Origin of the sequence: Novimethylophilus sp. (assembly GCF_036504375.1) — a bacterium.
Classification (GTDB): Bacteria; Pseudomonadota; Gammaproteobacteria; order Burkholderiales; family Methylophilaceae; genus Novimethylophilus.
The window spans coordinates 19,734-45,325 of record NZ_DASXVH010000044.1; the positions used below are offsets into that span (position 1 = coordinate 19,734).

Below are 25,592 nucleotides of genomic sequence, written 5' to 3' on the forward strand. Positions count from 1 at the left end.
GCTACGCAGGTGAGCCTGCACTGAAACTGCTTTTTCTCGGTCACTGCATTCCGTGCGCCTTGCATCCATCGCTCCTCGCGAATTTTAAGACAGCTTCTTTAGAGATATAGTAACCCGATGAGCGTGATAAAAACCGTGACAGTATGCATCAACCGCAGGGCCAGTCCGGACACGCCTTCCTGCGGCGCCAGGGGCGGAGAGGAGATTGCGGCGGCATTGCAGGCCGCAGTCGCGGAACGTGGCTTGCCGATAAGCGTAGAGACTTTCCACTGCCTCGGCCGATGCGAGCAGGGGCCCAATCTCAAGCTTTCGCCGGGCGGGGAGTTCTTGCATGATGTTCATCTTGAGGACTTGCCACAATTGCTGGACAGGATCGCAGCGTTTGCGAAAGATTAGGACGACCGCTTCTGCAGTTTCATCATCAGTTCCGCAGCCTTGATGTCGTCATCATTGCGCAGCACGCTGCGTTCCTTGAAAGCCAGCAGCAACAGGCCGCCATTGATAAGTACGAAAATAACTTCCAGCCACAGGATCGGGGTAACGATGACCCGATAAGGCGGGCGGGAGAACAGGAAATAGAAACCCTCGAATGTCGGCAGCGCGGCACGTGTCATATGGGAGATGTACTCGAAAGGCGGAAACAGCATGACCGCAACCAGGTTGGCCGCGACGATGAAAAGCGTTGCTTTGCGGTAGCTTAGTTTGCGGCGGCTTTGCCGGGACTTGTTCTCCAGCGTCACCAGCCAGAATATCCCGGCATTGATCAGCACCACGACAATTTCCAGAAACAGAAAGCTGGCATTGACGACGGCGTTGGGCATGCCGGACAGAACGCAGCGAAATCCGCCGAAAATGGCCACGTTGTTGCTGGTGACGGAATAATCGTCAAATGGCGGAAACATCAGGATCAGCGACAGGTTGAACGCTGTCAGCGCCAGCAGGATTTTCTGCGCCTTGCTCATGACTCTCCTTCCTTGCGCTCTGGACGCGGTGGATGCTCTAAACCGCTCGCTTGACCAGGCTTATTGCAGGACATGAAATTTGCTCGGTCGGCATATCACGCCGCAGCCCCGCAAAATTTCCCTATCGCTCAAAATCCTGTGCGATCATCATGCGGATGAATGAAATATCCCGATTAAACCTATAATCGCAACAAGCAATTTGATTATACGTCAGCCATGAAAATCAATGCCATTGCGCTCATGCTCGCGCTGCTCTGCACGTTCCGGGCGAGCGCGTCCGACCCGGTTTATGAAATCAGTCAGCTGCTGAAAAAGGGGAAAAAACAGCAGGCGCTGGAGCAGGTCGATGCCTATCTGGCCAGCCGCCCGAAAGACGCCTGGGGACGGAACATCACGCAAATGCGTTTTCTCAAGGGCACCTTGCTGGCGGAGATGAAGCGCAATCCCGAAGCCGTCCAGGTATTTCTGAAACTGATACAGGATTACCCGGACTTGCCCGAGCCCTATAACAATCTGGCGACGCTGTATATCGCTCAAGGGAAGCCCGAGGACGCACGCGACGTACTGGAACGAGGGTTGCGTACCGATCCTGCCTACGCTACAGCTTACCGCAACCTTAACGAAGTCTACGCGCAATTGGCCGGCCAGGCATACGACCATACCCTGCAGGCATCCAAGGGCGGGCAGCCGGCGCCGGCGTTGGTCAAGGAGTTATGTGACAACTATGGGCGTATGGCCAACCAGTCGGTAGGTCGCCGGCAGTCCATCGGCGGCGACCTCAGCCTGATCAACGACATTGCCAAGGCGCGCGCCAGTGCCGGCGGCCCGCCCAGCAAGGTGGACATCGATGAAATGGCGATCGGCCCGGTGGCTGCGGAACCAGCACTGCCTCCGGCATTTACCAATCCGGCCGTGAATGTGGCCGCGCCGATCGCCAGCGTGGTGGTGCCAAAAACTTCGGATACTCCCGCCAAGCCTGGCGCAGTCACTCAAACACCGCCCCCGGGTTCGTCGGAAGAGCAGGCCGTACTGGCGGCAGTGCGAGCCTGGGCCGCTGCCTGGTCGCGCAAGGATGCCGGGGGCTATCTGGGCTTCTATGCCAGGGATTTTCGCACGCCGAATAATCAATCGCGGGCCGAATGGGCCAAATTGCGCCGCGAGCGCATAGGCAAACCGAAATCCATCAAGGTAACGGTGGAAGTTGCCAAGGTGGTCTTCAGCGATGCCAGCCACGGCAGCGTCAGTTTCCGCCAGGGTTATCGCTCGGACAATCTGCAGACTTCCACGCGCAAAACGCTGCTGATGATCAAGAGCGGCGGCAAATGGATGATTCAGGAAGAGCGGGTGGGAAGCTGATCAGGCGCAATAGCCGGGAATTTTCGACTCGTCCACGCTATCGATCTGCTCCGGCTCGAGGAATTGCCTGGCATAGTCGAGATAGATTTTTTCGCGGATGAACAGATCGAACAGGTCGGGATCCACATGGTTGTCCAGTTTCATCTTGCCCAGAATGAATAACGATTCCGACAGCGTTTTCGCCTTCTTGTAGGGCCGGTCGCGCGCGGTCAGCGCCTCGAAAATGTCGGCAATGCCCATCAGCCTGGCCGGAATCGACATCTGCTCGCGCGTCAATCCGCGCGGATAGCCTTTGCCATCCATGCGCTCGTGATGGCCGCCGGCGTATTCCGGTACCCGGCGCAAGGCTTTGGGGTAAGGCAGCGACTCCAGCATGTTGATCGTCACCACGATGTGGTTGTTGATGATCTGCCGTTCTTCGCTGGTGAGCGTGCCGCGCGAAATGTTCAGGTTATAGACTTCGTTTTCGCTAAGGAACGGCACTGTCTTGCCATCGGCATCCTGCAATTGGTAAGCGGCAATCCGGGTCACCCGTTCCTGATGCTCCGCGGTCATGAATTCGCCGCCGATGTTCGCCGTGCGCAAGAATTCCCGGTCGTCGTCGAGTTGGCGCTTGTAGGCTTGCAGTTGAATCTCCAAGGTCTGTACGTGCGTGAGCTGGCCTTTTTTCACGGCCTCCATCTGCTTGCGCAATATGTCCGCCTCCGCCTGCTTTTTGAGCAGTTCGAAGCGCAGGTCGATCAGCTGGATGCGGTCGAAAATCGTCGCCAGCTTGGTGGGCTTGTCCACCACATATTCCGGGGTGGTTACCTTGCCGCAGTCGTGCAGCCACGCGGCGATGCGCAGCTCGTACAACTCCTTGTCCGACATCGTAAAGCTCTTGAGTGGCCCGTCGCTGGTTTTGATGGCCGCATCCGCCAACATCATCGCCAGTTCCGGCACGCGCCGGCAATGGCCGCCGGTATAGGGGGATTTCTCGTCGATGGCGTCGGCGATCAGTTCGATGAAGGACTCGAACAAATCCTTCAGGCCTTCGATCAGGTTATGGTTGGTGAGCGCTACCGCAGCCTGCGATGCCAGCGATTCGGCCAGCTGCTGGTGCGCCGCCGAGAACGGGATCACCTTGCCGGTGGCCGGATCGATCGCGTTGAGCAATTGCAGCACGCCGATGATTTCCTTCTCGTGGTTCTTCATCGGGATGGTGAGGAAGGATTTGGAGCGGTAGCCGGTATTCTGGTCGAATTTCCGGGTGCCGGAAAAATCGAATCCCTCGGCCTTATAGGCGTCTTCGATATTGATCGTGGTGTCGTTCAGCACGGAATAAGCCGCTACCATGTTGGTGTTGGCGCTGCCGTCTTCGCGGTAGAGCGGCAATGGCGGGAAGGGGATATCCTTGCCGGTGGTTCCTCCCATGGCGATGCCGAGGGTGTCGGTACGCATGATTTCGAACTTCAGGCGCTGATCGTCCGTTACGGTATAAAGCGTACCGCCATCGGCATTGGTGATTTGCTTGGCGCCCAGCAGTATGGTTTCCAGCAGGCGGGCATTGTCGCGTTCGGCGGAAAGTGCCACACCGATGCGGTTGAGGCGTTCGATGTTTTCCAGCAAGGCTTTCTGCTCGGACACGAACTGCTTGCCGCTCGAGTTGTCGCTGGGTTCAGGCCGCATGGCGGACAGTATCAGCCCTTGGAAAGGAAAAATTCCATCTTGACGCCGGCCAGTTCGATCACGTCATGGTCATTGAGTTCGTGCGCCTGCGCCCCCACCGATTGGCCGTTGACGACCGGATGCCTGGTTCCTTCGACATGCGTCACGAAATAGCCGTGAGGGCGGCGGGTAATCACGGCCACCTGTACGCCGGGCTTGCCCAGTGTGGTAAGGGCTTTGTTCAGGACCAGCTCGCGGCCCGCGCTGGGACCGCTCAACACCTGGACATGCCCGACCGGCGCGTCTTCGTGCGGTGACGGTGCAGCGGCTTTCAGCGTTTCCTGAACGGTGGTGGTGCTTTGCAGCTTGGCTGCGATGGAAGGGGATGGAGCCGGAGCAGCGGCTTTCATTGCCGACGGCCGGATGATCATGGTTTTCTCGAAATCGGCGGGAGAGCCGCCGGCCGCGGCGTTGACCGTAGCTTCGTTCACGTACTTGAGCTGGTATTTGCCCAATTCGATGACATCGCCGTGCTGCAGAATGTGCTTTTTAATGGGCTTGCCGTTGACGATGGTACCGTTGGTGCTGTCCAGGTCTTCGAGAAAGGAATCGTTGCCTATCGTGCGCACCACGGCATGGCTGCCGCTTACCGCAAGGTTGTCGATGTGCACGTCGTTATTCGGGCGCCGGCCTATGGTCAGCAGATCCTTGTCGAGATCGTGCTCGCCGAGAAACGCGCCGTCGAGGGTCAATATCAGTTTTGCCATGTTTCGCCCTTAAAGCCTACCTGAACCATCCTGTGAGCCTTCCCAGCCAATCGCGCTTTGCCGGGAAAGGCCTCAGCGGGCGCGCCAGAATGACCGAAATATTATCCTTGCCGCCGTTATCGTTAGCCATTTGCACCAACTGGTGCGCCGCAAGCTCAAGATTGGCGGAAAGTGTACTCAACGTCAACTGAATCTCCTCGTCTTCTACCAAATCGGATAGCCCGTCCGAGCACAGGAGGTAAATGTCGCCGGGCTGCACTTCATATTCGTGAAGCTCCAGCTCCACTTCCGGGTCGATGCCCAAGGCGCGGGTGACCAGGTTTTTATTGTTGGATACCTTGGCCTGCTCGGCCGTGATCAGGCCCGATTTGAGTTGTTCGTTCAGCAACGAATGGTCTTCGGTGAGTTGTGTGAACGTGTCTCCGCGCAAGCGGTACATGCGCGAGTCGCCGATATGGCCGACGCAAACGCGGTCATCGGTGAACACCGCGGCCACCAGTGTGGTGCCCATGCCGGCGCACTGCGGCTGGCTCTGCGAAACATTGTAGATGGCGGAATTGGCCTGGTGGACGGCATCGCGCAGGATCAGGCTTTCGCGCAGCAAGCCGCTGTCCTCGTCGGCTTTGCCCGCTGGCTGCTCCAGCAGTCTTTCGCGTATGCTGGATACCAGCGTCAGCACGGCAATTTCGCTGGCTACCTCGCCCGCCTTGTAACCGCCCATGCCGTCGGCCAGCACCACCAGCCCGGCTTCCGGTTCGCTCGCTACCGCATCCTCGTTATGCTCGCGCCTTAAGCCCACGTCGCTAAGCCGGACGACTTCCAGTATCCCGGTGAGATTCATTTTTTAGCCATCCCCGCTTTGATCGTTGCCCAGCATTGGCGCATGTCGGCCACCACTTCGGCGCCGCGCTGGTATCTTTGCTCGAAATCCTTGGCCAGCAATTTGTCGATGATAGCAGACAGGCAAGGCGGTAAATCGGGTCGCATGGTGTGCGCGGGAACATGCGGCTCATTGGCGATCTTGAACATCAGCGCCGCCATCGAATCTCCCTGGAACGGCAACTGACCGGTGGTCATCTGGTACAGCATCACCCCCAGCGAGAACAGGTCGGAGCGGCCGTCCACTTTCTTGCCGGAAAGCTGCTCCGGCGACATATAGGATGGCGTGCCCAGCACCATGCCGGTCTTGGTGCGGGAGGAATCGGTAATGCGCGCGATGCCGAAATCGGTGACCTTGACGCTGCCGGTATCCATCTCGTACATGATGTTGGCGGGCTTGATGTCGCGGTGCACCACGTTGTTGGCATGGGCGTAGTCGAGCGCGTCTGCCACTTTGAGCGCGATATCCATCACGCGCGGAATCGGCAGCAGATGGTCGGGCTTGGTATGGGGCACCAGATCCTTGCCCTTGAGGAACTCCATCGCGATATAGCACAGGTCGTGTTCTTCCCCGGCATCGTACATGGTGACGATGTTGGGATGGTTGAGCCTTCCCGCGGTCTCGGCCTCGCGGAAAAAGCGTTCCTTGACATCGGCCAGCTCGTCCGGCTCGAATTCTTGCGCCAGTGCCATGGTCTTGATTGCGACTTCGCGGCTGATCTTGGGGTCTTTCCCCAGATAGACCACGCCCATCGCGCCTTTGCCCAGTTCTTTTTCCACCTGGTAGCGGCCCAGCATGGGTTTCTCCATGCTGCCGTCGGCCAGGATGCTGCTATTGGTGCGTCCGCCGCCGCTGCCGCCCAGGATCACGGTTTCCGCCATCGCCTTGGAACGCGCCAGGCGCTGCTCCAGGTCGCGGAATTTGGGGTTGAACTCGGCCATGTAGCCGAATACCGCTTCCGCCTTGTTGAACTGGCGCTTGCGTTCGAAATCCAGCGCCAGGTTGTACAGCAGGTCCATCACCGAATCGTCCAGCGGGCACTTGCGGAACTTGTCGAACGCCATGTCCAGCTGGCCCTGGCCCTGGAACATCAAGCCCAAGCTGCGGTTGCTTTCCGCCGATTCGGCTTCGGACTTTTCCTTGCCGCGCTCGGTCACCAGGAAGCGCTTGGTGGTCAGCAGCAAGTGCCCGGCCAGCAACAGTACCGCCGGCCCCATTAATTGCAGCCACATCGCCTGCTGCGTCATCAGCAGAAAATGGGTCAGCAGCAGTGCGGCCAGCCCCCCGGCGGTAATCGCCGCAGCCGTGCCGGCCTTGAGCCGGGGCAGCGCCAGGGTCAAATAAAGCGCGACCAGCAGCCAGGCAGCGCGTTCGGCCCAGGGTGCCCAGGCGGGAGCCACGAAGAAATGTTCGTTGAGTATGCTGGCCACGGTGTGGGCCAGGGTCTGCACCGGGGCCATCACCGGCGATATCGGCGTGACCTGGTTGGCGCCCACGCCCACTGCGGTGGCGCCGATCAATACGATCTTGCCGGCGTATTTGGCGACCGGTACCTTGCCCTGGTACACGTCGTAGAACGAATCCTGCGGGAAAGCCGGCTTGCCGTCGCGGTCGCCGTAGAAAAAAGTGCTCATTTGCAGCGAGCTGTCGGTGGTGATGTTGAGCTTGCCCAGCTTCACGCCTTCGCCCAGCCTGGCCTGGATATCCGTCGGCTGCAGATTGAGATAACGGGCTGCGATCTGCAGCGCGAGCGAAGGATAATATTGATTGTAGTAGCGCACCACCAGCGGCTCGGAGCGTATCGCGCCATCGACGTCCGGGTTGGCGTTGAGATGGCCGATGGCGGCGGCGTTCCGGGCGATTTCCGGGATAGGCGGCAGTACGGATACCGCGGATAGCGGCAGCAAGCCATTCGCCGCGGCATTGCCGCGATCCGTCACCTTGCCCACCGAATTTTTGACGATATAGTCGGGCAGCGGCTTGTCCGGGTTGCCTCGCGGTTCGCCCAGCGTGAACGGCATCGCCAGCACCACGTTGCCGGCTTTCTTGATGCTTTCGGCCAGATGATGGTCGGCGTTCAGCGCGTCATGCGCTTCTTTGAGCAGTGCGTCGAGTTGAGGGCCGTCAGGCGTGGATTGCAGGGCGGATTTGGCAACGAACTCGGCGATCCTGTCGATATGCCTGATGCCGGGGTCGAGCTGTGGTTCGATGAAGAATACCGTGTTGCCGATCACCTTGGCCTGGCCCGCCAGCAGGTCGGTCATTTTGGCATGCACGTCGCGCGACCACGGCCAGCGGCCGATGTTGGCGATGCTCTGGTCGTCGATCGCAATCACCGCGATCTTGTCGCCGGGATTGCGCGTCGAAGCCTGAACGCCGATATCGTAGGCCTTGCGTTCCAGGCTTTGCAGTAAATCGCTGTTGGCGGCAACGAGAAAGAGCAGCGAAACAACTATCCCGGCGAACCAGTCTTCTTGCCAGACATTTTTTTTCAAGCTGCGCACCCCCCCGATATTTTTTATTTTCCGGTGCAACTCATCCGGATATTTGCATCAGGATAATCATCGCATAAGCATTTGGATTTCGCCATGCAGGCGGGCTTATTTTTGGCTGTGTCGGTGCACGCCGGCGATCAAGGTTTGGCGCCCCTTTCGATCACCACTCCCAATTGCTTCACGTCCGGCAGGATGCTTGGCTTGGCAACCCGCACCTTGATCCAAGGCGTGCCGAACTCCCTGATCACCAGTTGCGCGACATCTTCGGCCAGAGCCTCCACCAGGCGAAAGGATTTCTCCGCCAACTGCTGGCGAATACGGGCGACAATCTGGCCGTAATCGATGGTGTCCTCGATCGCGTCGGTCTGGCACGAACGGCTGTGCGGCATCGCCAGTTCGATGTCCAGTACCACGGTCTGCGGCCGCATGCGTTCCCATTCCGGCACGCCAAGCACTGTCTGGATTTTGACTTCTTGCAGGAAAATGATGTCCATTTGATAGAATCCGTATTTCCTCGAATTCTAATCCATTCCTATGAACGTAGCATTGCTCGTGTTGGCCGCTTACCTGCTTGGCTCGATCTCTTTCGGCATCGTCGTCAGCCGCGCCTTCGGCCTGCCCGACCCGCGTACTCACGGCTCCGGCAATCCGGGCGCGACCAACGTGCTGCGCAGCGGCAAAAAACTCGCGGCGCTGCTGACGTTGCTGGGCGACGCTGCCAAGGGCTGGCTCGCGGTATGGCTGGCGCAGCGCTCCGGATTGGCCGATGTCTGGATGTATGCAATTGCCGTGGCGGTGTTTGTCGGCCACTTGTGCCCGGTGTATTACGGCTTCAAGGGCGGCAAGGGCGTGGCGACGGCTGCCGGCGTGCTGTTGGCGTTGTCGCCCTGGCTGGGCTTGAGCGTGTTGGCCACCTGGCTGCTGGCCTTTGCGATGTGGCGCATTTCTTCGCTGTCGGCATTGATTGCCGCTGGCTTCGCGCCGCTCTATGCCGCAGCCTTTTTCGGGCTGGGCGCGCAGGCCGCAGTCGTGCTGTTGCTGGCGGTGATGCTGATCTGGCGCCACAAGAGCAATATTCAGAAACTGCTGAGCGGGGAAGAAGCGGGCTTCGGCAAACCCAAGCCCGGCCACCAGCCGCCGCAGTAAATCAGGGTTCAGTCAGCTCCGACAAATCCCAGCGCGGCCTGACCGAGAATGCATGGTTGCCAGGCTGGGCATATTTCAGCCGCATTGCGCCGGCAAAAGCGATCATCGCGCCATTGTCGGTGCAGAATTCCAGGCGCGGATAGAACACTTCAAAGCCCTTGTCCGCAGCGGCCCGATTCAGCGCTGCGCGCAATTGCCGGTTGGCGCCGACGCCGCCCGATACCACCAACCTTTTCAGTCCGGTTTGTTGCAGTGCGTTGGTGCACTTGGTCGACAGCACTTCGACGGCTGCCTGCTGAAACGCATGTGCGATATCGGCGCGGGTTTGTTCGGTCAATGGCCGGTGCTGGGTAGCCAGCGTCAGCACGGCAGTTTTCAAGCCACTGAAGCTGAAATTCAGGTCGCCGCTGTTCAGCATCGGGCGCGGCAGCTTGAAGTGGTGCGGCCGGCCCTGTTCCGCCAGTTGTGAAACCGCCGGGCCGCCGGGATAGGGCAAATCCAGCAGTTTGGCAGTCTTGTCGAACGCTTCGCCCGCGGCGTCGTCCAGCGTTTCACCCAGCAATTGGTAATCGCCGATGCCGCCCACTCGCATGAGTTGCGTATGGCCGCCTGAGACCAGCAGCGCGACAAACGGAAACGCCGGCGGGTTTTCTTCCAGCAACGGCGAGAGCAGGTGCCCTTCCAGGTGATGCACGCCGACCGTGGGCAAATCGAGCGCGAAGGCGAGCGCTTCGGCGATGCTGGCGCCTACCAGCAATGCTCCGGCCAGCCCGGGACCCTGGGTGTAGGCGATGGCATCGATGTCGCCCAACGTCGCGCCGGCTTCTGCCAGCACCTGTTCCGTCAGCGGCAATGCGCGCCGGATGTGGTCGCGCGATGCCAGTTCCGGCACCACGCCGCCGTATTCCGCATGCATCCTGATTTGCGAATGCAGCGCGTGGCTCAGCAGCCCGCGCTCGCTGTCGTAGAGCGCGATCCCGGTTTCGTCGCAAGAGGTTTCTATTCCCAGAACAAGCATGGCCATCTCATGAAAACGCCGAAAAGTGATTGATTCTTCAAAGAAGGCTGGCTAGAATACCAAGTTTTCCAGAATCTCATCAAGGAGAGTGATTTTCCATGTCCAACGTACGCGTGAAAGAAAACGAGCCATTTGACGTGGCGCTGCGCCGCTTCAAACGCATTATTGAAAAGACCGGTTTGCTGACCGAGCTGCGTGCTCGCGAATTTTTCGAAAAGCCCACCTGGGAACGCAAGCGCAAGGCTGCTGCTGCCGTGAAGCGCCATCACCGCCGTCTGCGCAATCAGACCCTGCCGCCCAAGCTGTATTAATTCCTCGTCCTGTTTGATGTCGCTCAGGGCGCAAATCACCGAAGACATGAAGTCAGCCATGCGCGCGAAAGACAGCGCGCGGCTGAATGCCGTTCGCCTGCTGCTGGCTGCGATGAAGCAGCGCGAGGTGGATGAGCGCATCGAGCTTTCCGACACGCAGGTGATCGAAGTCATCGAGAAGATGCTCAAGCAGCGCCGCGACTCGATCAGCCAGTACGAGGCCGCCAAGCGGCAGGATCTGGCCGATGCGGAGAAATACGAAGTCGGCGTGCTGTCCACTTATCTGCCGCAGCCATTGGGCGATGCCGAAGTTGCCGCGTTGCTGGATGCCGCGATTGCCGAAACCGGGGCTGCCGGGGTCAAGGATATGGGCAAGGTCATGGCCCTGGTCAAGCCGCAGATCGTCGGCCGCGCCGATATGGGCAAGGTGTCCGGGCTGATCAAGGCGCGGCTTGGCGGCTAGCGCCTCTAGCCACGCCGCTGCAATTGAAAAGGGAGCGATAAGCTCCTTTTTTTATTTTTTCGCGCGATAATTCCCCCCATCCATGATCCCCAATCATTTCGTGCAGGAACTGCTCAACCGCGTCGATATCGTCGACGTGGTCGATGCCGCGGTGCCGCTCAAGAAAGCCGGCGCCAATTACATCGCCTGCTGCCCGTTCCACGGAGAAAAAACGCCGTCGTTCACCGTCAGCCCCACCAAGCAGTTCTACCATTGTTTCGGCTGCGGCGCGCACGGCACCGCGATCGGGTTTCTGATGGAATACCAGGGGCTGGGCTTCGTCGAGGCGGTGGAGGAACTCGCCAAAAAAATCGGTGTGCCAGTGCCGCAGGAGGCGCGCGATGCGCCAAGAACGCCGCGTGCGGCGCCGAACCTGTACGAGATCATGCAGCAGGCGTCGACGTTTTATCGTACCGAACTCAAAAAATCCGAACGCGCAATTACTTATCTGAAAGGCCGGGGTTTATCCGGCGAGATCGCCGCGCGCTTCCAGATGGGCTATGCACCTCCGGGCTGGCAAGGCTTGCGCGATGTTTTTTCAGCCTATGAATCGGAGTCGCTGGCTACCGTGGGGCTGACGATCCGCAATGACGAAGGCCGCGTTTATGACCGCTTCCGCGATCGCGTGATGTTTCCCATCCACGACCAGCGCGGCCAGGTGATCGGTTTCGGCGGTCGGGTGATGGGCGGCGCAAACGATGATGGGCCTAAATATCTGAATTCGCCGGAAACCCCGCTGTTTCAGAAAGGCCAGGAGCTTTACGGCCTGTTTCTGGCGCGCCAGGCCATTCGCGCCGCCGGCAAGGTGGTGGTGGTGGAGGGCTACATGGATGTGGTGGCGCTGGCGCAACATGGGATCGAGTACGCGGTGGCGACCCTGGGGACGGCGACCACGCCGCTGCACATTGCCAAATTGACACGCCAAACCGATGACGTCGTGTTCTGTTTCGACGGCGATGCCGCCGGGCGCAAGGCGGCGTGGCGCGCGGCGATGAATGCATTGCCGGCGGTTACCGACGGGCTCAAGCTGTCTTTTCTGTTTCTGCCGCCGGAGCATGATCCGGATACTTATGTGCGCGAATTCGGGCGCGAGGGTTTCGAGGCCGCGTTGCGTGAGGCGCTCAAGCTCTCGACTTATATTATCCAAGAGTTGTCGGAGCGTCACGAACTGGGCGCGCCCGAAGGCCGGGTGCGCTTACTCGACGATGCCAAGCCTATTCTGCAGCGGATACAAGCTCCCAAGTTCGGGTTTATGTTGCGCCAGCAAGTGGCAAAACTGGCTGGGATCACTCAGGCCGAAATCGAGAATCTGCTTAAGCTGGAAGCCCCCAAGCCACGCTCGCAGGCTTTGGCGAAAGCGCCGCGTAGCGCGCCTACACTTGCGCGGAAACTCTTGCAGATGCTAATGATGCGCCCTTCCCTGGCCTTGCAACTGGAGACGGACTGGTTGCCCGGCGGGGCTGCCGAGCGTGACGCATTGGTGCGGACGATTGAATTGACTCAATCCGACCCCATGATAAATAGCGCTGCGCTATTACAGGGGCTGCATGGCTTGGTCCCGGATCGGCTGTTGAGCGAATTGGCCGGCGAGCTGCTGGGGTGGGATGAGGAAGACGACTTCGACATCGAGCAGGAGTTTGCCGGAGCATTGCATCAGCTCCAGGGTGCGAGCGAGCAGCGCGAAGTGGCTACCATCCTGCAGCTGGCCCAGGAGCGTGGCTTGCAAGCGCTTTCTCCCGAGCAGCGAGAGATATTGCAACAATTTCGGCGTAGTGGCGCTCCAAAGATTAATTAGTGACTTGTGATATAATTTAAGGTTTCCCGCTTATCCCGGATTGGAATCGACCTATGGCCAACGACCAGCAAAACGACAAATCCGAAGTGCAACAATTGAGCACCGACCTTGACGTTCGCCGCACGCGTCTGAAAAACCTGATCGCGCTCGGCAAGGAGCGCGGCTATCTGACTTACGCCGAAATCAACGATCACCTGCCGGACGACATCCAGGATCCGGAGCAGATCGACAGCATTATCGGCATGATCAGCGATATGGGTATCCAGGTTTATGAAGAAGCCCCGGACGCCGAAGCGCTGTTGATGTCTGACGCCCCGCCTGCGGTCACCGACGAAGATGCCGTGGAAGAGGCGGAAGCCGCGCTTTCTACCGTCGATTCCGAATTCGGCCGCACCACCGATCCGGTGCGCATGTATATGCGCGAAATGGGTACTGTCGATTTGCTGACCCGCGAAGGCGAAATCGAGATCGCCAAGCGCATAGAAGACGGTCTCAAGCACATGGTGCAAGCGATTTCCGCTTGCCCGAGCACGATTGCGGAAATGCTGGAACTGGTCGACAAGGTCGAAAAGGACGAGATGCGCGCCGACGACCTGGTGGACGGTCTGATCGACGCCACCGACGGGCTGGAGGAAGCGTTGGCTGCCAGCGAAACCGCAGAAGAGCCCGAAGAAGGTGAGGAAGACGAAGACGAGGACGGCGCCAAGGCCGCTGCCGTCTCCGCCGAAGCGTTGGCCAAACTGAAGGCCGAAGTGGTAGCCCGTTTTACCGTAATCCGCCAGGCCTATGACAAGATGGTCAAGGTGCTGGAAAAGCACGGTTCGCAGCACAAGGACTACCAGAAATATCAGGAGGCCATCCTGGAGGAAATGATGGCTTTCCGCTTCTCCGCCAAGCAGGTCGAAGCGCTGTGCGACAGCCTGCGCAGGATGGTGGAGAAGTTGCGCGGTCACGAGCGCAACATCATGGATTTCTGCGTTACCAAGGCCGGCATGCCGCGCCCGCATTTCATCAAGATATTCCCCGGCAACGAGTGCAACCTGGAGTGGCTGGATGGGGAACTCGCCGCCGGCAAGGCTTACGGCGCCAAGCTCGAGCGCTACCGCCACGCGATTATCGACCAGCAGCAGCAGCTGATAGACATGCAGGCCAAGGTCGGTATCCCGATCAAGGAAATCAAGGAAATCAACAAGCAGATGTCCACCGGCGAGGCCCGTGCCCGCCGCGCCAAGCGCGAAATGATCGAGGCCAACCTGCGCCTGGTGATTTCCATTGCCAAGAAATACACTAACCGCGGCCTGCAATTCCTGGACCTGATCCAGGAAGGCAATATCGGGTTAATGAAGGCCGTGGACAAGTTCGAATACCGTCGCGGCTACAAGTTCTCGACCTATGCCACCTGGTGGATCCGCCAGGCGATTACGCGTTCGATCGCCGACCAGGCGCGCACGATTCGAATTCCTGTCCACATGATCGAAACCATCAACAAGATGAATCGCATCAGCCGCCAGATTCTGCAGGAGACCGGGCTGGAGCCGGATCCCGCAACGCTGGCGGAAAAAATGGAAATGCCCGAGGACAAGATCCGCAAGATTCTCAAGATTTCCAAGGAACCGATTTCGATGGAAACGCCGATCGGTGACGACGACGATTCGCATCTCGGCGATTTCATTGAGGACCAGTCCACGATGGCTCCGGTCGATGCGGCGGTTTACGCCAATCTGCGCGAAGCGACCAAAGAGATTCTCGATTCGCTGACGCCGCGCGAAGCCAAGGTGCTGCGCATGCGCTTCGGCATCGAAATGAACACCGACCACACGCTGGAAGAAGTCGGCAAGCAATTCGACGTCACCCGCGAGCGCATCCGCCAGATCGAAGCCAAGGCCCTGCGCAAGCTGCGCCATCCGACACGTTCTGATAAGCTGCGCAGCTTTATCGACAATAACAACGAATAATCACCCGGGCCCCTAGCTCATGCCTGGTTAGAGCAGCGGACTCATAATCCGTTGGTGCTCGGTTCGACTCCGAGGGGGCCCACCAATTGAATCAACGACCTAGGATCAACCTTGGGCCGTTGTACTTTTCGGTATCGGAAAGTGTGGGAACTGCACCACATTTCCCGAGCCCTTTGACTCGATCCGTGCGGCTGCGCCGCCAGATTGCCAGCGATCTGATCATCGCGCAGCTTGATAACAAGCTGGAATCTTCGTCGCCAACGGAATGATGAAAATTCAGAATCTACGAGGCAGGCAGCAAATAAAAAGGCTTGGAGCCTATTTCAGTAGGTTCTTATGCTCAAGCTTGACCGGTGTAATGATAAGGCCGCCAATTATGGCTTTTTTCTGTAAGCTTCAGGAAAGGTAGCAGGCGTAATGTTGGCTTCACGGTAAACCGTAGCTCGCGGAACCTGAATACGTCAACATTTGAAAGGAAACGTCATGAACAAGTTGTTAGCTGCTCTGATTGCTGGTCTGTTTGCTGTTTCTGTTAATGCCTTTGCCGCTGATGCCGCTCCCAAGGCTGATGCTGCAGCGACTGCTGAAACCGCTGCTCCTGCCGCTGAAAAGCCGGCTGCTCCTGCTCCCAAGAAGGCGCATAAGGCCAAGAAGGCCAAGAAGGCCAAAGTAAGCAAGCCGGCTGAAGCTGCTCCTGCCAAATAATTAGCAGGTCTGCTGAAAAACGGGGCTTTTGCCCCGTTTTTTTATTGTCGTTTCAAAAGCGCTTCGGCAGCATCGACCTCATGTTATGTTGCAAAAATGCAACACCACTTATTCCCTAATAACCTCAAAAACGACAAAATCCTTGCAAGCGCTGCGCGTGGTTTGGCATGATGAACCTAACTTCTCGCAAGGGGAGTTCGCGAACTCTCCCAGCCTCAAGCAAAAAAAGAGGCGGGGGTAAAGCAGTAACGGGGTTCGAGGCATCGGGCCCCGAAACTTTAGAAACTAAATCAGGAGGTTTTATGAACAAGAATCTGAGCAAGGCAGTTGCTGTTGCCGTTCTGGCAATGGGCGCTACCGCAGCAAACGCCGGCATCGTTATTCCTGCCGGTGACTGGACCGTCGATATCGGCGGTAACGTCAACGCTTACTACCAACACGACAAGTTCAGCGGCACTGCCGTTGGCGGTTCCTTGGCTTCTCTGGGTTCTGGCGCTGGCACCAAGCAAAACAACATCAATACCGGTCTGCTGCCTTCGGCACTGGGCATTGGTGCCAAGTCGCGTCAAGGTGATTTCGATGTCGGCTTCCAGTTCACGTTCTTCACTGGTGTTGACAGCACCGGTGGCTTGGCTGGAGGTGGCAGAAACGGCGCGTTGGGCAACAACAGCCTGAACATTCGTCAATCCTTCTTGACCTTCGGCGACAAGAGCTGGGGTACCATCAAGATGGGTCGTGATTTGGGCGTGTATGAAGGCGACGCCATTCTGTCCGACATGACCCTGCTGGGCGTAGGTTCCAAGGCTGGTCCGAACGGCAGCTCCACTGTTGGCCGTATCGGTGCTGGTTATCTGTACGCTGACTGGAAGACCCAAATCCAGTACGCTTCCCCGAACTGGAACGGCTTCAGCTTTGCTGCTGCTGTCGATACTCCATGGCAAGCTACATCGTTGTCGGCTGTTAGCGCAACTGGTGGCGATAACAGGGACATGGGCTTCGAAGGCAAGGCTTCCTATGAGTGGGCCGGCGACTTCGCTGGCAAGGTCTGGGTTGGCGGTATCAGCCAGAAGGTGCACAAGCTGACGGCAACCAAGTCTCCGACTGCCAATGGCTGGGATATCGGCGGTAAGGTCGGCGTGGCTGGCTTCGAACTGGTCGGTTCTTACTACGACGGCGAAGGTATCGGCAAGACCGGCTTCCTGACCGACGGCTTCTCTGCCGCTGGTGCAAAGCGTGACTCCAAGGGCGGTTACGTTCAAGCCTCCTACAAGCTGCCGGTGGGCACCAAGCTCGGCGTGAGCTGGGGCGAGTCCAAGCTGGACCGTGCTAATGCCGCGGACCGAGTCGCGATCAATGCTTCTGCAAACGGCTTGGTTGAGAAAGACCGTTCCTGGATCATCGGCGCTTACCATCCGCTCACCAAGAGCGTGAACCTGGTGGCCGAGTACACCGATACCAAGGGTAAGAACCTGAAGGTTAATGCTGGCGATGCCAAGGACAAGACGTTCTCCCTCGGCGCGATCCTGTTCTTCTAAGATTTCTTAGGAAAACATTTCGCTTGAAAACGGCGCCTGCGGGCGCCGTTTTTTATTGCTGGCTGGAATTAGCTAGAAAACATTCGCAATCTGCAGAGTTGGTAAGCATCCGGGAGATAAGGGATGCGAATCATGATATTTTTCGAGAAGAATCCCACGCATGTCCGCCCAGAAAATCGGCCGTAACGACCCATGCCCTTGCGGCAGCGGCAAAAAATACAAGCAGTGCTGCCAGCATAAGCAAAAAGTGCACGGGGCAAAAGCTGGTACAGCGGTTGCGGCAATTCCAAATGCATTAAGAGCCGCATTGCAGCATCACCAAGCAGGAAACTTGCTTCAGGCCGAGGCGATTTATCATCAAATCCTCCAGCTGTCGCCCAATCATCCCGATGTATTGCATTTGTTGGGGGCCATTGCGCTGCAGGGCGGCGATATCGAGCTTGCGATCAAGTTGACGACACGGTCGATCAAGGCCAATCCGTCGAATCCCGAGTCTTACGGCAATCTGGGGCTTGCGCTGCATGAGCAAGGCAGGCTCGATGAGGCGGCCCAGAGTTATCACAAGGCGCTGGCGATCAAGCCGGATTATGCCGATGCCTTTTACAATCTTCATGCGCTTCTGATTAACCGGGAGGACATGGGCCCTGCCGTTCAGCGCATGCAGCGAGTACTTGAAATCCATCCGTCCGATATGGATGCCAGATTTACCTTGGGCATGCTGTTGGACTATGCGGGCGATGCAGACGCTGCGACGCAGCATTTTAATTTGGTCGAACTGGGCCCCGCGTTAGGCAGGGCAAGGCTGGACGCCTGGCGCTACCTTAAATCTGCCGCCGGTAGGCAACTACCTATGACAGGCAGCAATTTTCAGACATTCAGGCTTGGCATCGAGGCGGCGGCTATTGACGGGTTGGTGCTGGAGTTCGGCGTGAGGCATGGCAATACCATCGGCCAGATTGCCGCGTTGGCGGGTCAGCAAGTGCATGGTTTTGATAGCTTCGAAGGGTTGCCCGAAGTGTGGCACCACGAGCCCAAGGGTAGCTACACCACCAAGGGCGTGATTCCCCCGGTGCCAAAAAACGTGAAGCTACATGTCGGCTGGTTTGCGGATACGCTACCGAAATTCCTTGAGGAATTCAGCGGCCCGGTGCGCTTTATCAATATCGATTGCGACATTTACAGTTCGACCCAAACGGTGCTCGATCTGCTGGGCCCGAGGATCGTGGCCGGAAGCGTGATTGTGTTTGATGAATATATCGGCAATGAGCATTGGCGCGAAGATGAATTCAAGGCTTTCCAGGAAGCGGTCGCTCGGAATGGCTGGAAATATGAATACCTGTGCTTCAGCTTTTTTACCAAACAGGTAGCCGTGCGTATCGTTTCCACCGATTAGGTTACATGGCTAGGGTTTGCATGCAACAAGCACGGAGCGTTTTTGCGTGATCAGGTTTTCCTCCTTATAGGCCATTTCATATCCACTGCGACAGAACTTGCCCGCTTGGTAATAACAAGCGTCCCAACCGGCAAATCCGCTGCAGGTAATGCCTATCCATTCTCTATGATCGGCATGGTCGGAACGCGGCGGTGTGCTGCATCCGAACAAAGATACCGCCAGTATTAATCCCAGTTTTTTCATCATTATGCTTACTCTGCCACGTAACCAGCCAGTTTCCATGCCACGGACGCTCCGGCGCGAAGCGGCACAAGGGTTTCATCGCCGAAACCCTGTTCAGCCGGAATGCTCCAGGATTCCTTTATCAGCTTAAGCTTGTCAAGATTGCGCGGCAAGCCATAGAAATCCGCCCCATGGAAGCTGGCAAAAGCCTCCAGCTTATCCAATGCCCCGGATTGCCCGAAAGCCTCCGCGTATAGCTCGATGGCCGCGTGGGCAGTATACATGCCGGCACAGCCGCAGGCGGCTTCTTTGGCATTTTTGGCATGCGGCGCGCTATCGGTGCCGAGGAAAAACTTGGGGTTGCCGGAAATGGCGGCGGCCACCAGTGCCTGCCGGTGTGTTTCACGCTTGAGAACGGGCAGGCAGTAGTGATGGGGGCGGATGCCGCCGGCGAACATTGCATTGCGGTTCATCAGCAGGTGATGCGCAGTAATCGTGGCGCCGATATTGGCCGGCGCGGCCACGACAAAATCCGCCGCGTCCTGGGTGGTGATGTGCTCGAACACGATTTTCAATGCCGGAAAGCGCTGCGTCAGAGGAATCATGTGCCGCTCGATGAATACGGCTTCACGGTCGAACACATCCACGTCCGGGTCGGTGACTTCCGCATGCACCAGCAATGGCATGCCGACTTTTTCCATCATTGCCAACGCCGCACTGCATTTTTCCAGGTCGCTTACGCCGGAATCGGAGTTCGTGGTTGCTCCCGCAGGATACAGTTTGACGCCGTGAACGAAGCCGCTGGCCTTGGCTTTGACGATTTCGTCGGGTGCGGTATTGTCGGTAAGATAGAGTGTCATCAGCGGTTCGAATGACATTCCGGCAGGCAATGCGGCGAGAATGCGCTCGCGGTAGGCTGCAGCCTGCCCCGTCGCGGTGACGGGCGGCCTGAGGTTGGGCATGACGATGGCGCGGGCGAAACGCTTTGCGGTATCCGGCAGCACGTCGCGCATGGCCGCGCCATCGCGCAGGTGCAGGTGCCAATCGTCGGGGCGGGTGATGGTGAGGGTTTGAGTCATGGTTGTTCGGGTTTCAGTGTCAGGGCCAGTTCGTACAGCGCATTTTTCTTGGCGCCGCTGATTTCAGCCGCCAATTTTACCGCTTGTTTGAGCGGCAGGTCATGCAGCAGGGTGGATAGAATGCGCTGCGTCTCGGGGTCCGCGGCTTGCTCCTCAATGGCCGGCGCGCCTTCTACCAGCAGCACGAATTCGCCGCGCTGGCGGTTGGTGTCGGCCTCCAGCCATGCCGGCGCCTGAGTAAGCGGGCAGGTGTGGATGCTTTCGAAAGTCTTGGTGAGTTCGCGCGCAAGCGTCAGTTTCCGGTCGCCCAGCACGGTTGCCAGATCGGCTACGCTCTCCAGCACGCGGTGGGGCGCTTCGTAAAACACCAGCGTATGCGGCAATTGGCGCAATTTCTCCAATGCATGCCGTCGCTGGGCAGCCTTGGCCGGCAGGAATCCGTAGAACAGGAAGTGCGGTGCAGCGATGCCGGAGGCCGACAGCGCTGCAATGGCGGCATTGGCGCCGGGGGTCGGCACTACCCGGATGCCGGCCTGGCGTGCCAGATCGACCAGGATCGCGCCGGGATCGGAAATGGCCGGAGTTCCGGCATCGGACACCAGTGCGATCGATTTGCCGGCCAGCAGCAGTTCCACCAGCTTTTGCCCGGCATTGCGCTCGTTGTGTTCGTGCAAGGCCGTGAGTTTGGTCTGGATGCCGAAGTGGCCGAGCAACTGGGCCGTATGCCGGGTATCCTCGGCGGCCACGACGTCGACGGTCTTCAATGTTTCCAGCGCCCGTAGCGTGATGTCCTGCAGATTTCCAATCGGCGTGGCGACCACATATAATGTGCCGCTATGATTCAACGTATATCTGCCTTTCTGTGTCTGGCCTGCTGGCTGTGCGCTGGCACGTCTCCGGCTTTCGCTGTTGAGGTGAAAAAAACCGCACCCTCGCCGGCGACTGAACAAAAAAAACCGCAAAAAAGCGTGGAAGAGCGCTATCTCGACGGATTGAACTGCCTGAAGTCGGCGGATAGCGGCTGCGCCGGTGCGGCGCTTGCCGCTCTCAATCCGGTTTCTCCTTATGCCAGATTGCTGAAGGCGCAGATTGCAGCGGTATCCGGCGATCTCGACACCCCACTGCGCCTGCTGATTCCGTTGCAAGCCGAGACGGGATTGTTGCCGCAGGCGTATGCGAGTTTACACGCAACGCTGGCGCTCGCCTACGAATCACAGGACAACGTGTTGTATGCGCTGGAGCAGCGTGTCCGGGCCGAGCCGTATCTTGGCTCACCGGCGGAGACTGACGACAACCAGGCGAGGATATGGAAGCTGCTTTCCACGCAAGCTAAAGAAGCGCTGGTGGAAATGCGCGGCGAGAGTCCCGATCCTATTGCGCAGGGATGGATAGATCTTGCGCTGGCTGCGGCTTATGGCGAGCGCAGGGAGCGCAGCATCGAGCAATGGCGCGTGGCTTATCCCGACCATCCGGCGGGGGAGGCGTTGCTGGCGACCATCGCCGGCTCTGCGCCGGTCAAGCCCCATATTGCAGAGGTGACTCCCTTCAAGCAAAAAATAGCCTTGTTGCTGCCGCTGGAATCACCGGTTTATGGCGTCGCTGCCAGGACCGTGCAGGCCGGCTTCATGGCCGCATACAAGGCAGGTGGAGGTCAATCGGAAATCGCGGTTTACGATAGCGGCGCGCCGGACGGGGTGTTCCAGTCCTATCAGCGTGCGGTGGCTGACGGTGCGCAGTTCATTGTCGGCCCGCTGATCCGGGGCGAGGTGGCGGCGCTGGCCGCGCAGCCGCTGTCCGTTCCGGTGCTGGCCCTGAATCAGCCTGAAGAAGCGAACGCCAAGGCGCAGGAACATTTGCAGGTGTTCGGCTTGCCCGCGGAGGCGGAGGCCCGGCAAATCGCCCGGATGGCCCGCGGGCATGGCATGCAGACGGCATTGATCGTTGCCGCCGATAACCCCCTCGGCCAGCGCATGGCCAAGGCGTTTGCCGGGGAATGGCGCGGCCTGGATGGAAGTATTGCCGCCCAACTTCTCATTCCCGCCACCGACAAGCTGGCGGAGTTCAAGGCGGAAGCCGTAGCCCATCCGGCAGACATGATTTTTCTCGCCGCTGATGCGATGCAGGCTCGCATCGCCCGTCCGTATCTCGATTTGGCGATTCCCACCTATGCAACATCGCACATTTACGACGGCGCGCCGAAGAGCGTGCAGAATCTGGACCTGGTGGCGGTGCATTTCATCGATATGCCGTGGATCGTGGATTCTGGCAACCCCGCTTTTGCCGCTTATCATCCTGCCGGAAATCCGGGCAATGCCGAATTGCAGCGGTTGTTTGCGCTCGGAGTGGATGCCTACCGGCTGGTACCGCTGCTGGCCGCCAGTCCGCCTGCCGCCAAAAAATTACTGGATGGCGCGACCGGCAGTATAGAAATGACCAACCAGGGAACGCTGGTGCGAGAACTGCCCATGGCGCAATTCCGCCGTGAGGGAGTGGTGCTGGAAAATGCCCCATGAGGGGCGACGGGCCTGCCGCCGAGAAATTGGCGGTGGAATTTCTGCAACGGAACGGATTGCGGCTGATCGAGTCCAATTTCCGCAGCCGTCATGGCGAAATCGATTTGATTCTGCGTGACGGCGATACCATCGTTTTTGCTGAAGTGCGCCTGCGGTCGAATTCGGCCTTTGGCGGAGCGGCCGCCAGCATTACGCCTGCCAAGCAGGCAAAAATCATTCGTACCGCACAGTTCTACCTCCAGCATACGCGAAGCCAAGCGTCTTGCCGCTTTGATGCGGTCTTGCTGGAGAGCCTCGACGCCACGCGCGTGGCGTGGATAAAAAACGCTTTCGAAGGAGAATAGAAAATGCGCTTGTTACTTGCACTGATCACCGCCGCCATCCTGGCCGGCAATTTGGCCGGCTGCGTTCCGGTTGTGGCCGGGGGTGCCGCAGCGGGGGGGCTGATGGCTGCCGATCGCCGCACATCGGGGGCTTATGTCGAGGACGAGGCCATCGAGCTCAAAGCCGAAAAGCAGATCAACGAGAAGCTGGGCAACAGGATACATGCCAACGTCACCAGTTATAACCGCAATGTGCTGATTACCGGCGAAGCCTACGATGAAAGCGCCAAGCAGAGTGCCGAAAGCGTCGTCAAAGGCATAGAGAACGTACGCAGCGTTACCAACGAAGTTATTATTGGCCCGTCCAGCTCGATATCTTCGCGCAGCAACGACGCTTACCTGACTTCCAAGGTGAAGGCGCGCATGGTTAGCGAAAACCGTTTCCCGGCAAATTATGTCAAGGTGGTAACCGAGGATTCCACGGTCTACCTGATGGGCATGGTGACGCGCAAGGAAGCCGAGGATGCCGTGGATATCGCGCGCAATACCGATGGCGTGACAAAAGTCGTGAAGGTGTTCGAGTACGTCGTGGTGGAATAGGCTGCGGTATAATTATGCAATTCAATTGCACGATACCCAGCCATGAACACTGAAGAAATTATCATAGAAATTATCATCGAGGGCCTGACCAAGACGGGCAAGCCGTTTCGCCCCAGCGATTGGGTGGATCGCATGTGCAGCACTTACGCCACTTTCGGGGATGACCGCAAGCTGCGCTATTCCCCGTACCTCACGCCGCGCGTCGTCAATGGCGTGCGGTGCCTGGTCGTAGACCTGAAACTGAAGGATGTCAATCCGGAAGGCTACGCCCAACTCAAGCATTTTGCCGAGGAGAATCAGCTCGGCATCAAGAATGCCGCCGGAGCAGCATTGGAATCGTTGCCCGCGTGAGGTTTATTTCCCTTTACCTTCGATAAAATTCTCCACGGTCTTGCGCGTGATGAGGCCGTGGTGAAGCTTGACCAGCTTGCCCTGCGGGTTGTACAGGTAAGTGGTGGGAAGCAAGTCAACAGGGCCGAACTGGCGGATGACGGAGTCATCATTCAGCGCTACCGGGTATGACATCAGGTTGTCGTCGACGAAACGGGCGATTTCCTTCTTGCTTTTGTAGTCGACCGCGATCCCGATCACTTCCAGGTCTTTGCGCTTGTCGTGCAGCATGATGAGGTCGGGGATTTCTTCCAGGCAGGGCGGGCACCAGGTCGCCCAGAAATTTACCAATACCCATTTTCCCCTGTAATCGGCCAGAGTGTGCGTTTTGCCCTTCAGATCCTTGAGATTGAAGCCATCCGCCCAGGCCGGCGCCGTCAGCAGGCAAAGTGCGAGAAGCAGTCCGAAGCGGCGTATCATTGATGCGGCCCCTCTGCGGGATCGGCATGCTCGGAGCGGCTTTCGCCCTTATGCATCAGGAATAGCGCCAGGCCAACCAGCGCAATGCTGCCGGCAAAGTTGAGCAGATCGACAGGGCCTTCCATTTTCATTTTCAGCGCGTGTTCGAACAGCGTGACGATGAGAATCATGACGATGACTTTGGCCAGCCTGGCTTTCAGGTCGTCCAGATTGCGGATGACGAGGACCTTGCTGGATTTCTCGCTGTTCTGGGCGGCATCGATGTCGCTGATGAACAGTTCGTACAGGCCCAGCGAGAACATCAGCATGACCGTCGCCAAGAGATAGCCGTCCACCACCTCGACGATGTGCGAAATGGTTTCGTCATGCAATGCCTTGCGCGCGGCGACTTCCATGGCCGGATCGGCATAATGCACGACATGCTGTACCAGATAGAATACGTCGGCCGTCGCCATGAAAAATACCGCGAATCCGGCCGCCAGGCTGGCGATGACCGCCAGCACTACGACAAAACGGCTGTTCCAGAGAAAGCTTTCAAACAAAGTCTCAATAAATTTCATGCGGACTGTCTCGGAAGAATCGATTGCCGCAATATACCATTGTGCCGGGTTGATGGCACAGCAGTGCTTTATGCATTAAGATTCCCAACGTCAGTCATTTCAATTGAATATCCATGGCACTGCATTTGAGCGTTCCGCCGCAGGAAGACAAGCCTCTGGTCCAGGCGGAAACGCGTCTTGGAGTCGTGCAGGGCTTGCTGGCGCTGACGCCGACGGGGCGGCCGATTGCTGCCGCACATTCTTTGCAGGAACCCCTGGCGTTGCTGAACAGGCAGGCGGTTCGTGGTGATGTCAGACTCAAGCTGATCGAGTTGTATCGCCCCGTGGTGCTGGATACTGCAATGGAGCTGGCCGTACAGTACCATCACCATGCGTTGCCGTTGCCTCCCGATGCCGAAGCTGCTGCCAAAGCCGCACGAGCGCTGCTGACCGAACTGGCCTACGGCTACAAACTGGTGATCCTCGATCACATGGGGCGGGTATTTTTCATTGGCGGCGAAAAAACGCTCGCCACGTTGATCCAGCGTGCCATTCATGCTCTCGACCAGTTGCTGCAGGTGTCCTACTACACTTATACGCCAGCCCCCGATGGCGTCTGGTCGGAAATTCACCGGCTGTATCTGGTGGCCGCACAGCAGGCGGTTCTGGGTGCTGCCGTGCCTGATCGCTCCGGCCAGTCCAGTGTCGGCCGGGTTTACCAGCATGCGCTTTTGCTGGCGCTGTCCAATCCGCAGCGACTGGTATCCGACGATCTGGACAGCGTGCGCGATTATATTGCCCGCTACGGGCATCTCGCGCAGATCCAGCCGTTCGGCGTCCCCGAGAGTCCGGCAGGCGTCTTTCTGGTCAGACTCAAGTCCGATCAGCCGCCGGTTCCGCTCGCCAAGCATAAGGGCGAGGTAGATATGCGCACCGACATCCTGCTGATTACAGTGGAGCTGGCCCGTCAAATTAGTACGCATGTGAGCGGTTTGCAGGAGAATATGCCGCCCGATGAGCTCGGGTTGCCGGATGTTGC

26 protein-coding genes, 1 tRNA gene and 2 pseudogenes are annotated in these 25,592 nt (G+C 58.3%); 17 read left to right on the plus strand and 12 right to left on the minus strand.

Annotated features, from left to right (window positions below):
• Positions 1-117 precede the first annotated feature (117 nt).
• Positions 118-396, plus strand: coding sequence for a (2Fe-2S) ferredoxin domain-containing protein (locus VGK14_RS06350; protein WP_331508111.1), 279 nt, complete (start codon positions 118-120; stop codon positions 394-396).
• On the opposite strand, the gene VGK14_RS06355 is transcribed toward VGK14_RS06350, so the two are convergent.
• Positions 393-962 (minus strand): hypothetical protein, encoded by a 570-nt coding sequence (locus tag VGK14_RS06355; protein WP_331508112.1) that lies wholly within the window; start codon positions 960-962, stop codon positions 393-395. The genes VGK14_RS06350 and VGK14_RS06355 overlap by 4 nt on opposite strands.
• A 216-nt stretch (positions 963-1,178) precedes the next feature.
• Here VGK14_RS06355 and VGK14_RS06360 point away from each other — a divergent pair, with 216 nt between their 5' ends.
• On the plus strand, positions 1,179-2,318 hold the full coding sequence (locus VGK14_RS06360) for a L,D-transpeptidase Cds6 family protein (RefSeq protein WP_331508113.1): 1,140 nt from the start codon (positions 1,179-1,181) through the stop codon (positions 2,316-2,318).
• On the opposite strand, the gene VGK14_RS06365 is transcribed toward VGK14_RS06360, so the two are convergent.
• The 5 genes from VGK14_RS06365 to folB all read right to left on the minus strand — a co-directional run bounded on the left by VGK14_RS06365 (position 2,319) and on the right by folB (position 8,601).
• On the minus strand, positions 2,319-3,986 hold the full coding sequence (locus tag VGK14_RS06365) for a GAF and HD-GYP domain-containing protein (protein ID WP_331508114.1): 1,668 nt from the start codon (positions 3,984-3,986) through the stop codon (positions 2,319-2,321).
• A gap of 11 nt (positions 3,987-3,997) precedes the next feature.
• Positions 3,998-4,732 carry an FHA domain-containing protein gene (locus VGK14_RS06370; RefSeq protein ID WP_331508115.1) on the minus strand — a complete coding sequence of 245 codons (735 nt, stop codon included), beginning with the start codon at positions 4,730-4,732 and terminating at the stop codon, positions 3,998-4,000.
• A 16-nt stretch (positions 4,733-4,748) separates the two neighbouring features.
• A complete protein-coding gene (locus VGK14_RS06375) occupies positions 4,749-5,573 on the minus strand; it encodes a Stp1/IreP family PP2C-type Ser/Thr phosphatase (RefSeq protein ID WP_331508116.1) in 825 nt (274 codons plus the stop codon).
• The gene (locus VGK14_RS06380) at positions 5,570-8,116 is read right to left on the minus strand and encodes a serine/threonine-protein kinase (protein WP_331508117.1); all 2,547 of its coding nucleotides are present in this window, start codon (positions 8,114-8,116) and stop codon (positions 5,570-5,572) included. The genes VGK14_RS06375 and VGK14_RS06380 overlap by 4 nt, the downstream gene beginning before the upstream one ends.
• A 128-nt stretch (positions 8,117-8,244) precedes the next feature.
• Entirely contained in the window at positions 8,245-8,601 is a 357-nt protein-coding gene (gene folB, locus VGK14_RS06385) for a dihydroneopterin aldolase (RefSeq protein WP_331508118.1), read from the minus strand.
• Between the two features lie 40 nt (positions 8,602-8,641).
• Here folB and plsY point away from each other — a divergent pair, with 40 nt between their 5' ends.
• On the plus strand, positions 8,642-9,253 hold the full coding sequence (plsY, locus tag VGK14_RS06390; protein WP_331508119.1) for a glycerol-3-phosphate 1-O-acyltransferase PlsY: 612 nt from the start codon (positions 8,642-8,644) through the stop codon (positions 9,251-9,253).
• Between the two features lies 1 nt (position 9,254).
• Here plsY and tsaD read toward each other — a convergent pair whose 3' ends face one another.
• Positions 9,255-10,271, minus strand: coding sequence for a tRNA (adenosine(37)-N6)-threonylcarbamoyltransferase complex transferase subunit TsaD (tsaD, locus tag VGK14_RS06395; protein WP_331508120.1), 1,017 nt, complete (start codon positions 10,269-10,271; stop codon positions 9,255-9,257).
• Positions 10,272-10,369: 98 nt separating this feature from the next.
• On the opposite strand from tsaD, the gene rpsU reads away from it, so the two are divergent.
• From rpsU to VGK14_RS06435, 9 genes and pseudogenes are all read left to right on the plus strand, one after another.
• Positions 10,370-10,582 (plus strand): 30S ribosomal protein S21, encoded by a 213-nt coding sequence (gene rpsU, locus VGK14_RS06400; RefSeq protein ID WP_331508121.1) that lies wholly within the window; start codon positions 10,370-10,372, stop codon positions 10,580-10,582.
• Between the two features lie 16 nt (positions 10,583-10,598).
• Positions 10,599-11,045: a GatB/YqeY domain-containing protein gene (locus VGK14_RS06405; RefSeq protein WP_331508135.1), complete on the plus strand. Its 447-nt coding sequence runs from the start codon at positions 10,599-10,601 to the stop codon at positions 11,043-11,045.
• An 82-nt stretch (positions 11,046-11,127) separates the two neighbouring features.
• Entirely contained in the window at positions 11,128-12,879 is a 1,752-nt protein-coding gene (gene dnaG / locus VGK14_RS06410; RefSeq protein WP_331508122.1) for a DNA primase, read from the plus strand.
• A 53-nt stretch (positions 12,880-12,932) separates the two neighbouring features.
• Positions 12,933-14,834: an RNA polymerase sigma factor RpoD gene (rpoD, locus tag VGK14_RS06415; RefSeq protein WP_331508123.1), complete on the plus strand. Its 1,902-nt coding sequence runs from the start codon at positions 12,933-12,935 to the stop codon at positions 14,832-14,834.
• A 6-nt stretch (positions 14,835-14,840) separates the two neighbouring features.
• Positions 14,841-14,919: transfer RNA gene (locus VGK14_RS06420), tRNA-Ile, on the plus strand.
• Positions 14,920-15,317: 398 nt separating this feature from the next.
• The gene (locus VGK14_RS06425; protein WP_331508124.1) at positions 15,318-15,539 is read left to right on the plus strand and encodes a hypothetical protein; all 222 of its coding nucleotides are present in this window, start codon (positions 15,318-15,320) and stop codon (positions 15,537-15,539) included.
• Between the two features lie 302 nt (positions 15,540-15,841).
• On the plus strand, positions 15,842-17,074 hold the full coding sequence (locus tag VGK14_RS06430) for a porin (RefSeq protein WP_331508125.1): 1,233 nt from the start codon (positions 15,842-15,844) through the stop codon (positions 17,072-17,074).
• A 160-nt stretch (positions 17,075-17,234) separates the two neighbouring features.
• Positions 17,235-17,309 (plus strand): annotated as a pseudogene (locus VGK14_RS14595) (SEC-C metal-binding domain-containing protein); the annotation flags it as partial.
• A gap of 96 nt (positions 17,310-17,405) precedes the next feature.
• Positions 17,406-18,467, plus strand: coding sequence for a tetratricopeptide repeat protein (locus tag VGK14_RS06435; RefSeq protein WP_414691704.1), 1,062 nt, complete (start codon positions 17,406-17,408; stop codon positions 18,465-18,467).
• 9 nt (positions 18,468-18,476) lie between these two features.
• Here VGK14_RS06435 and VGK14_RS06440 read toward each other — a convergent pair whose 3' ends face one another.
• From VGK14_RS06440 to rsmI, 3 genes are read right to left on the minus strand one after another with little or no spacing between them, the layout of a single operon-like run.
• Positions 18,477-18,713 carry a hypothetical protein gene (locus VGK14_RS06440; protein ID WP_331508126.1) on the minus strand — a complete coding sequence of 79 codons (237 nt, stop codon included), beginning with the start codon at positions 18,711-18,713 and terminating at the stop codon, positions 18,477-18,479.
• 5 nt (positions 18,714-18,718) lie between these two features.
• Positions 18,719-19,768 carry a dihydroorotase gene (gene pyrC / locus VGK14_RS06445; RefSeq protein ID WP_331508127.1) on the minus strand — a complete coding sequence of 350 codons (1,050 nt, stop codon included), beginning with the start codon at positions 19,766-19,768 and terminating at the stop codon, positions 18,719-18,721.
• Positions 19,765-20,613: a 16S rRNA (cytidine(1402)-2'-O)-methyltransferase gene (gene rsmI, locus VGK14_RS06450; RefSeq protein ID WP_331508128.1), complete on the minus strand. Its 849-nt coding sequence runs from the start codon at positions 20,611-20,613 to the stop codon at positions 19,765-19,767. Before rsmI ends, pyrC begins: the two co-directional genes overlap by 4 nt.
• 69 nt (positions 20,614-20,682) lie before the next feature.
• Between rsmI and VGK14_RS06455 the strand changes: the two genes are divergently transcribed.
• The 4 genes from VGK14_RS06455 to VGK14_RS06470 are packed head-to-tail and all read left to right on the plus strand — an operon-like array spanning position 20,683 to position 23,555.
• A complete protein-coding gene (locus VGK14_RS06455) occupies positions 20,683-22,281 on the plus strand; it encodes a penicillin-binding protein activator (RefSeq protein WP_331508129.1) in 1,599 nt (532 codons plus the stop codon).
• On the plus strand, positions 22,278-22,625 hold the full coding sequence (locus VGK14_RS06460; RefSeq protein WP_331508130.1) for a YraN family protein: 348 nt from the start codon (positions 22,278-22,280) through the stop codon (positions 22,623-22,625). Before VGK14_RS06455 ends, VGK14_RS06460 begins: the two co-directional genes overlap by 4 nt.
• Positions 22,626-22,628: 3 nt before the next feature.
• On the plus strand, positions 22,629-23,204 hold the full coding sequence (locus tag VGK14_RS06465; RefSeq protein WP_331508131.1) for a BON domain-containing protein: 576 nt from the start codon (positions 22,629-22,631) through the stop codon (positions 23,202-23,204).
• 42 nt (positions 23,205-23,246) lie between these two features.
• Positions 23,247-23,555: a DUF3579 domain-containing protein gene (locus VGK14_RS06470; protein WP_331508132.1), complete on the plus strand. Its 309-nt coding sequence runs from the start codon at positions 23,247-23,249 to the stop codon at positions 23,553-23,555.
• Positions 23,556-23,558: 3 nt separating this feature from the next.
• Here the strand turns inward: VGK14_RS06470 and VGK14_RS06475 are convergent, their stop codons facing one another.
• Both VGK14_RS06475 and VGK14_RS06480 read right to left on the minus strand, forming a co-directional pair.
• Positions 23,559-24,014 (minus strand): TlpA disulfide reductase family protein, encoded by a 456-nt coding sequence (locus VGK14_RS06475; RefSeq protein WP_331508133.1) that lies wholly within the window; start codon positions 24,012-24,014, stop codon positions 23,559-23,561.
• A complete protein-coding gene (locus VGK14_RS06480; RefSeq protein ID WP_331508134.1) occupies positions 24,011-24,574 on the minus strand; it encodes a YqhA family protein in 564 nt (187 codons plus the stop codon). Before VGK14_RS06480 ends, VGK14_RS06475 begins: the two co-directional genes overlap by 4 nt.
• Positions 24,575-24,687: 113 nt before the next feature.
• Here VGK14_RS06480 and VGK14_RS06485 point away from each other — a divergent pair.
• Positions 24,688-25,592, plus strand: a pseudogene (locus VGK14_RS06485) (hypothetical protein); the annotation flags it as partial.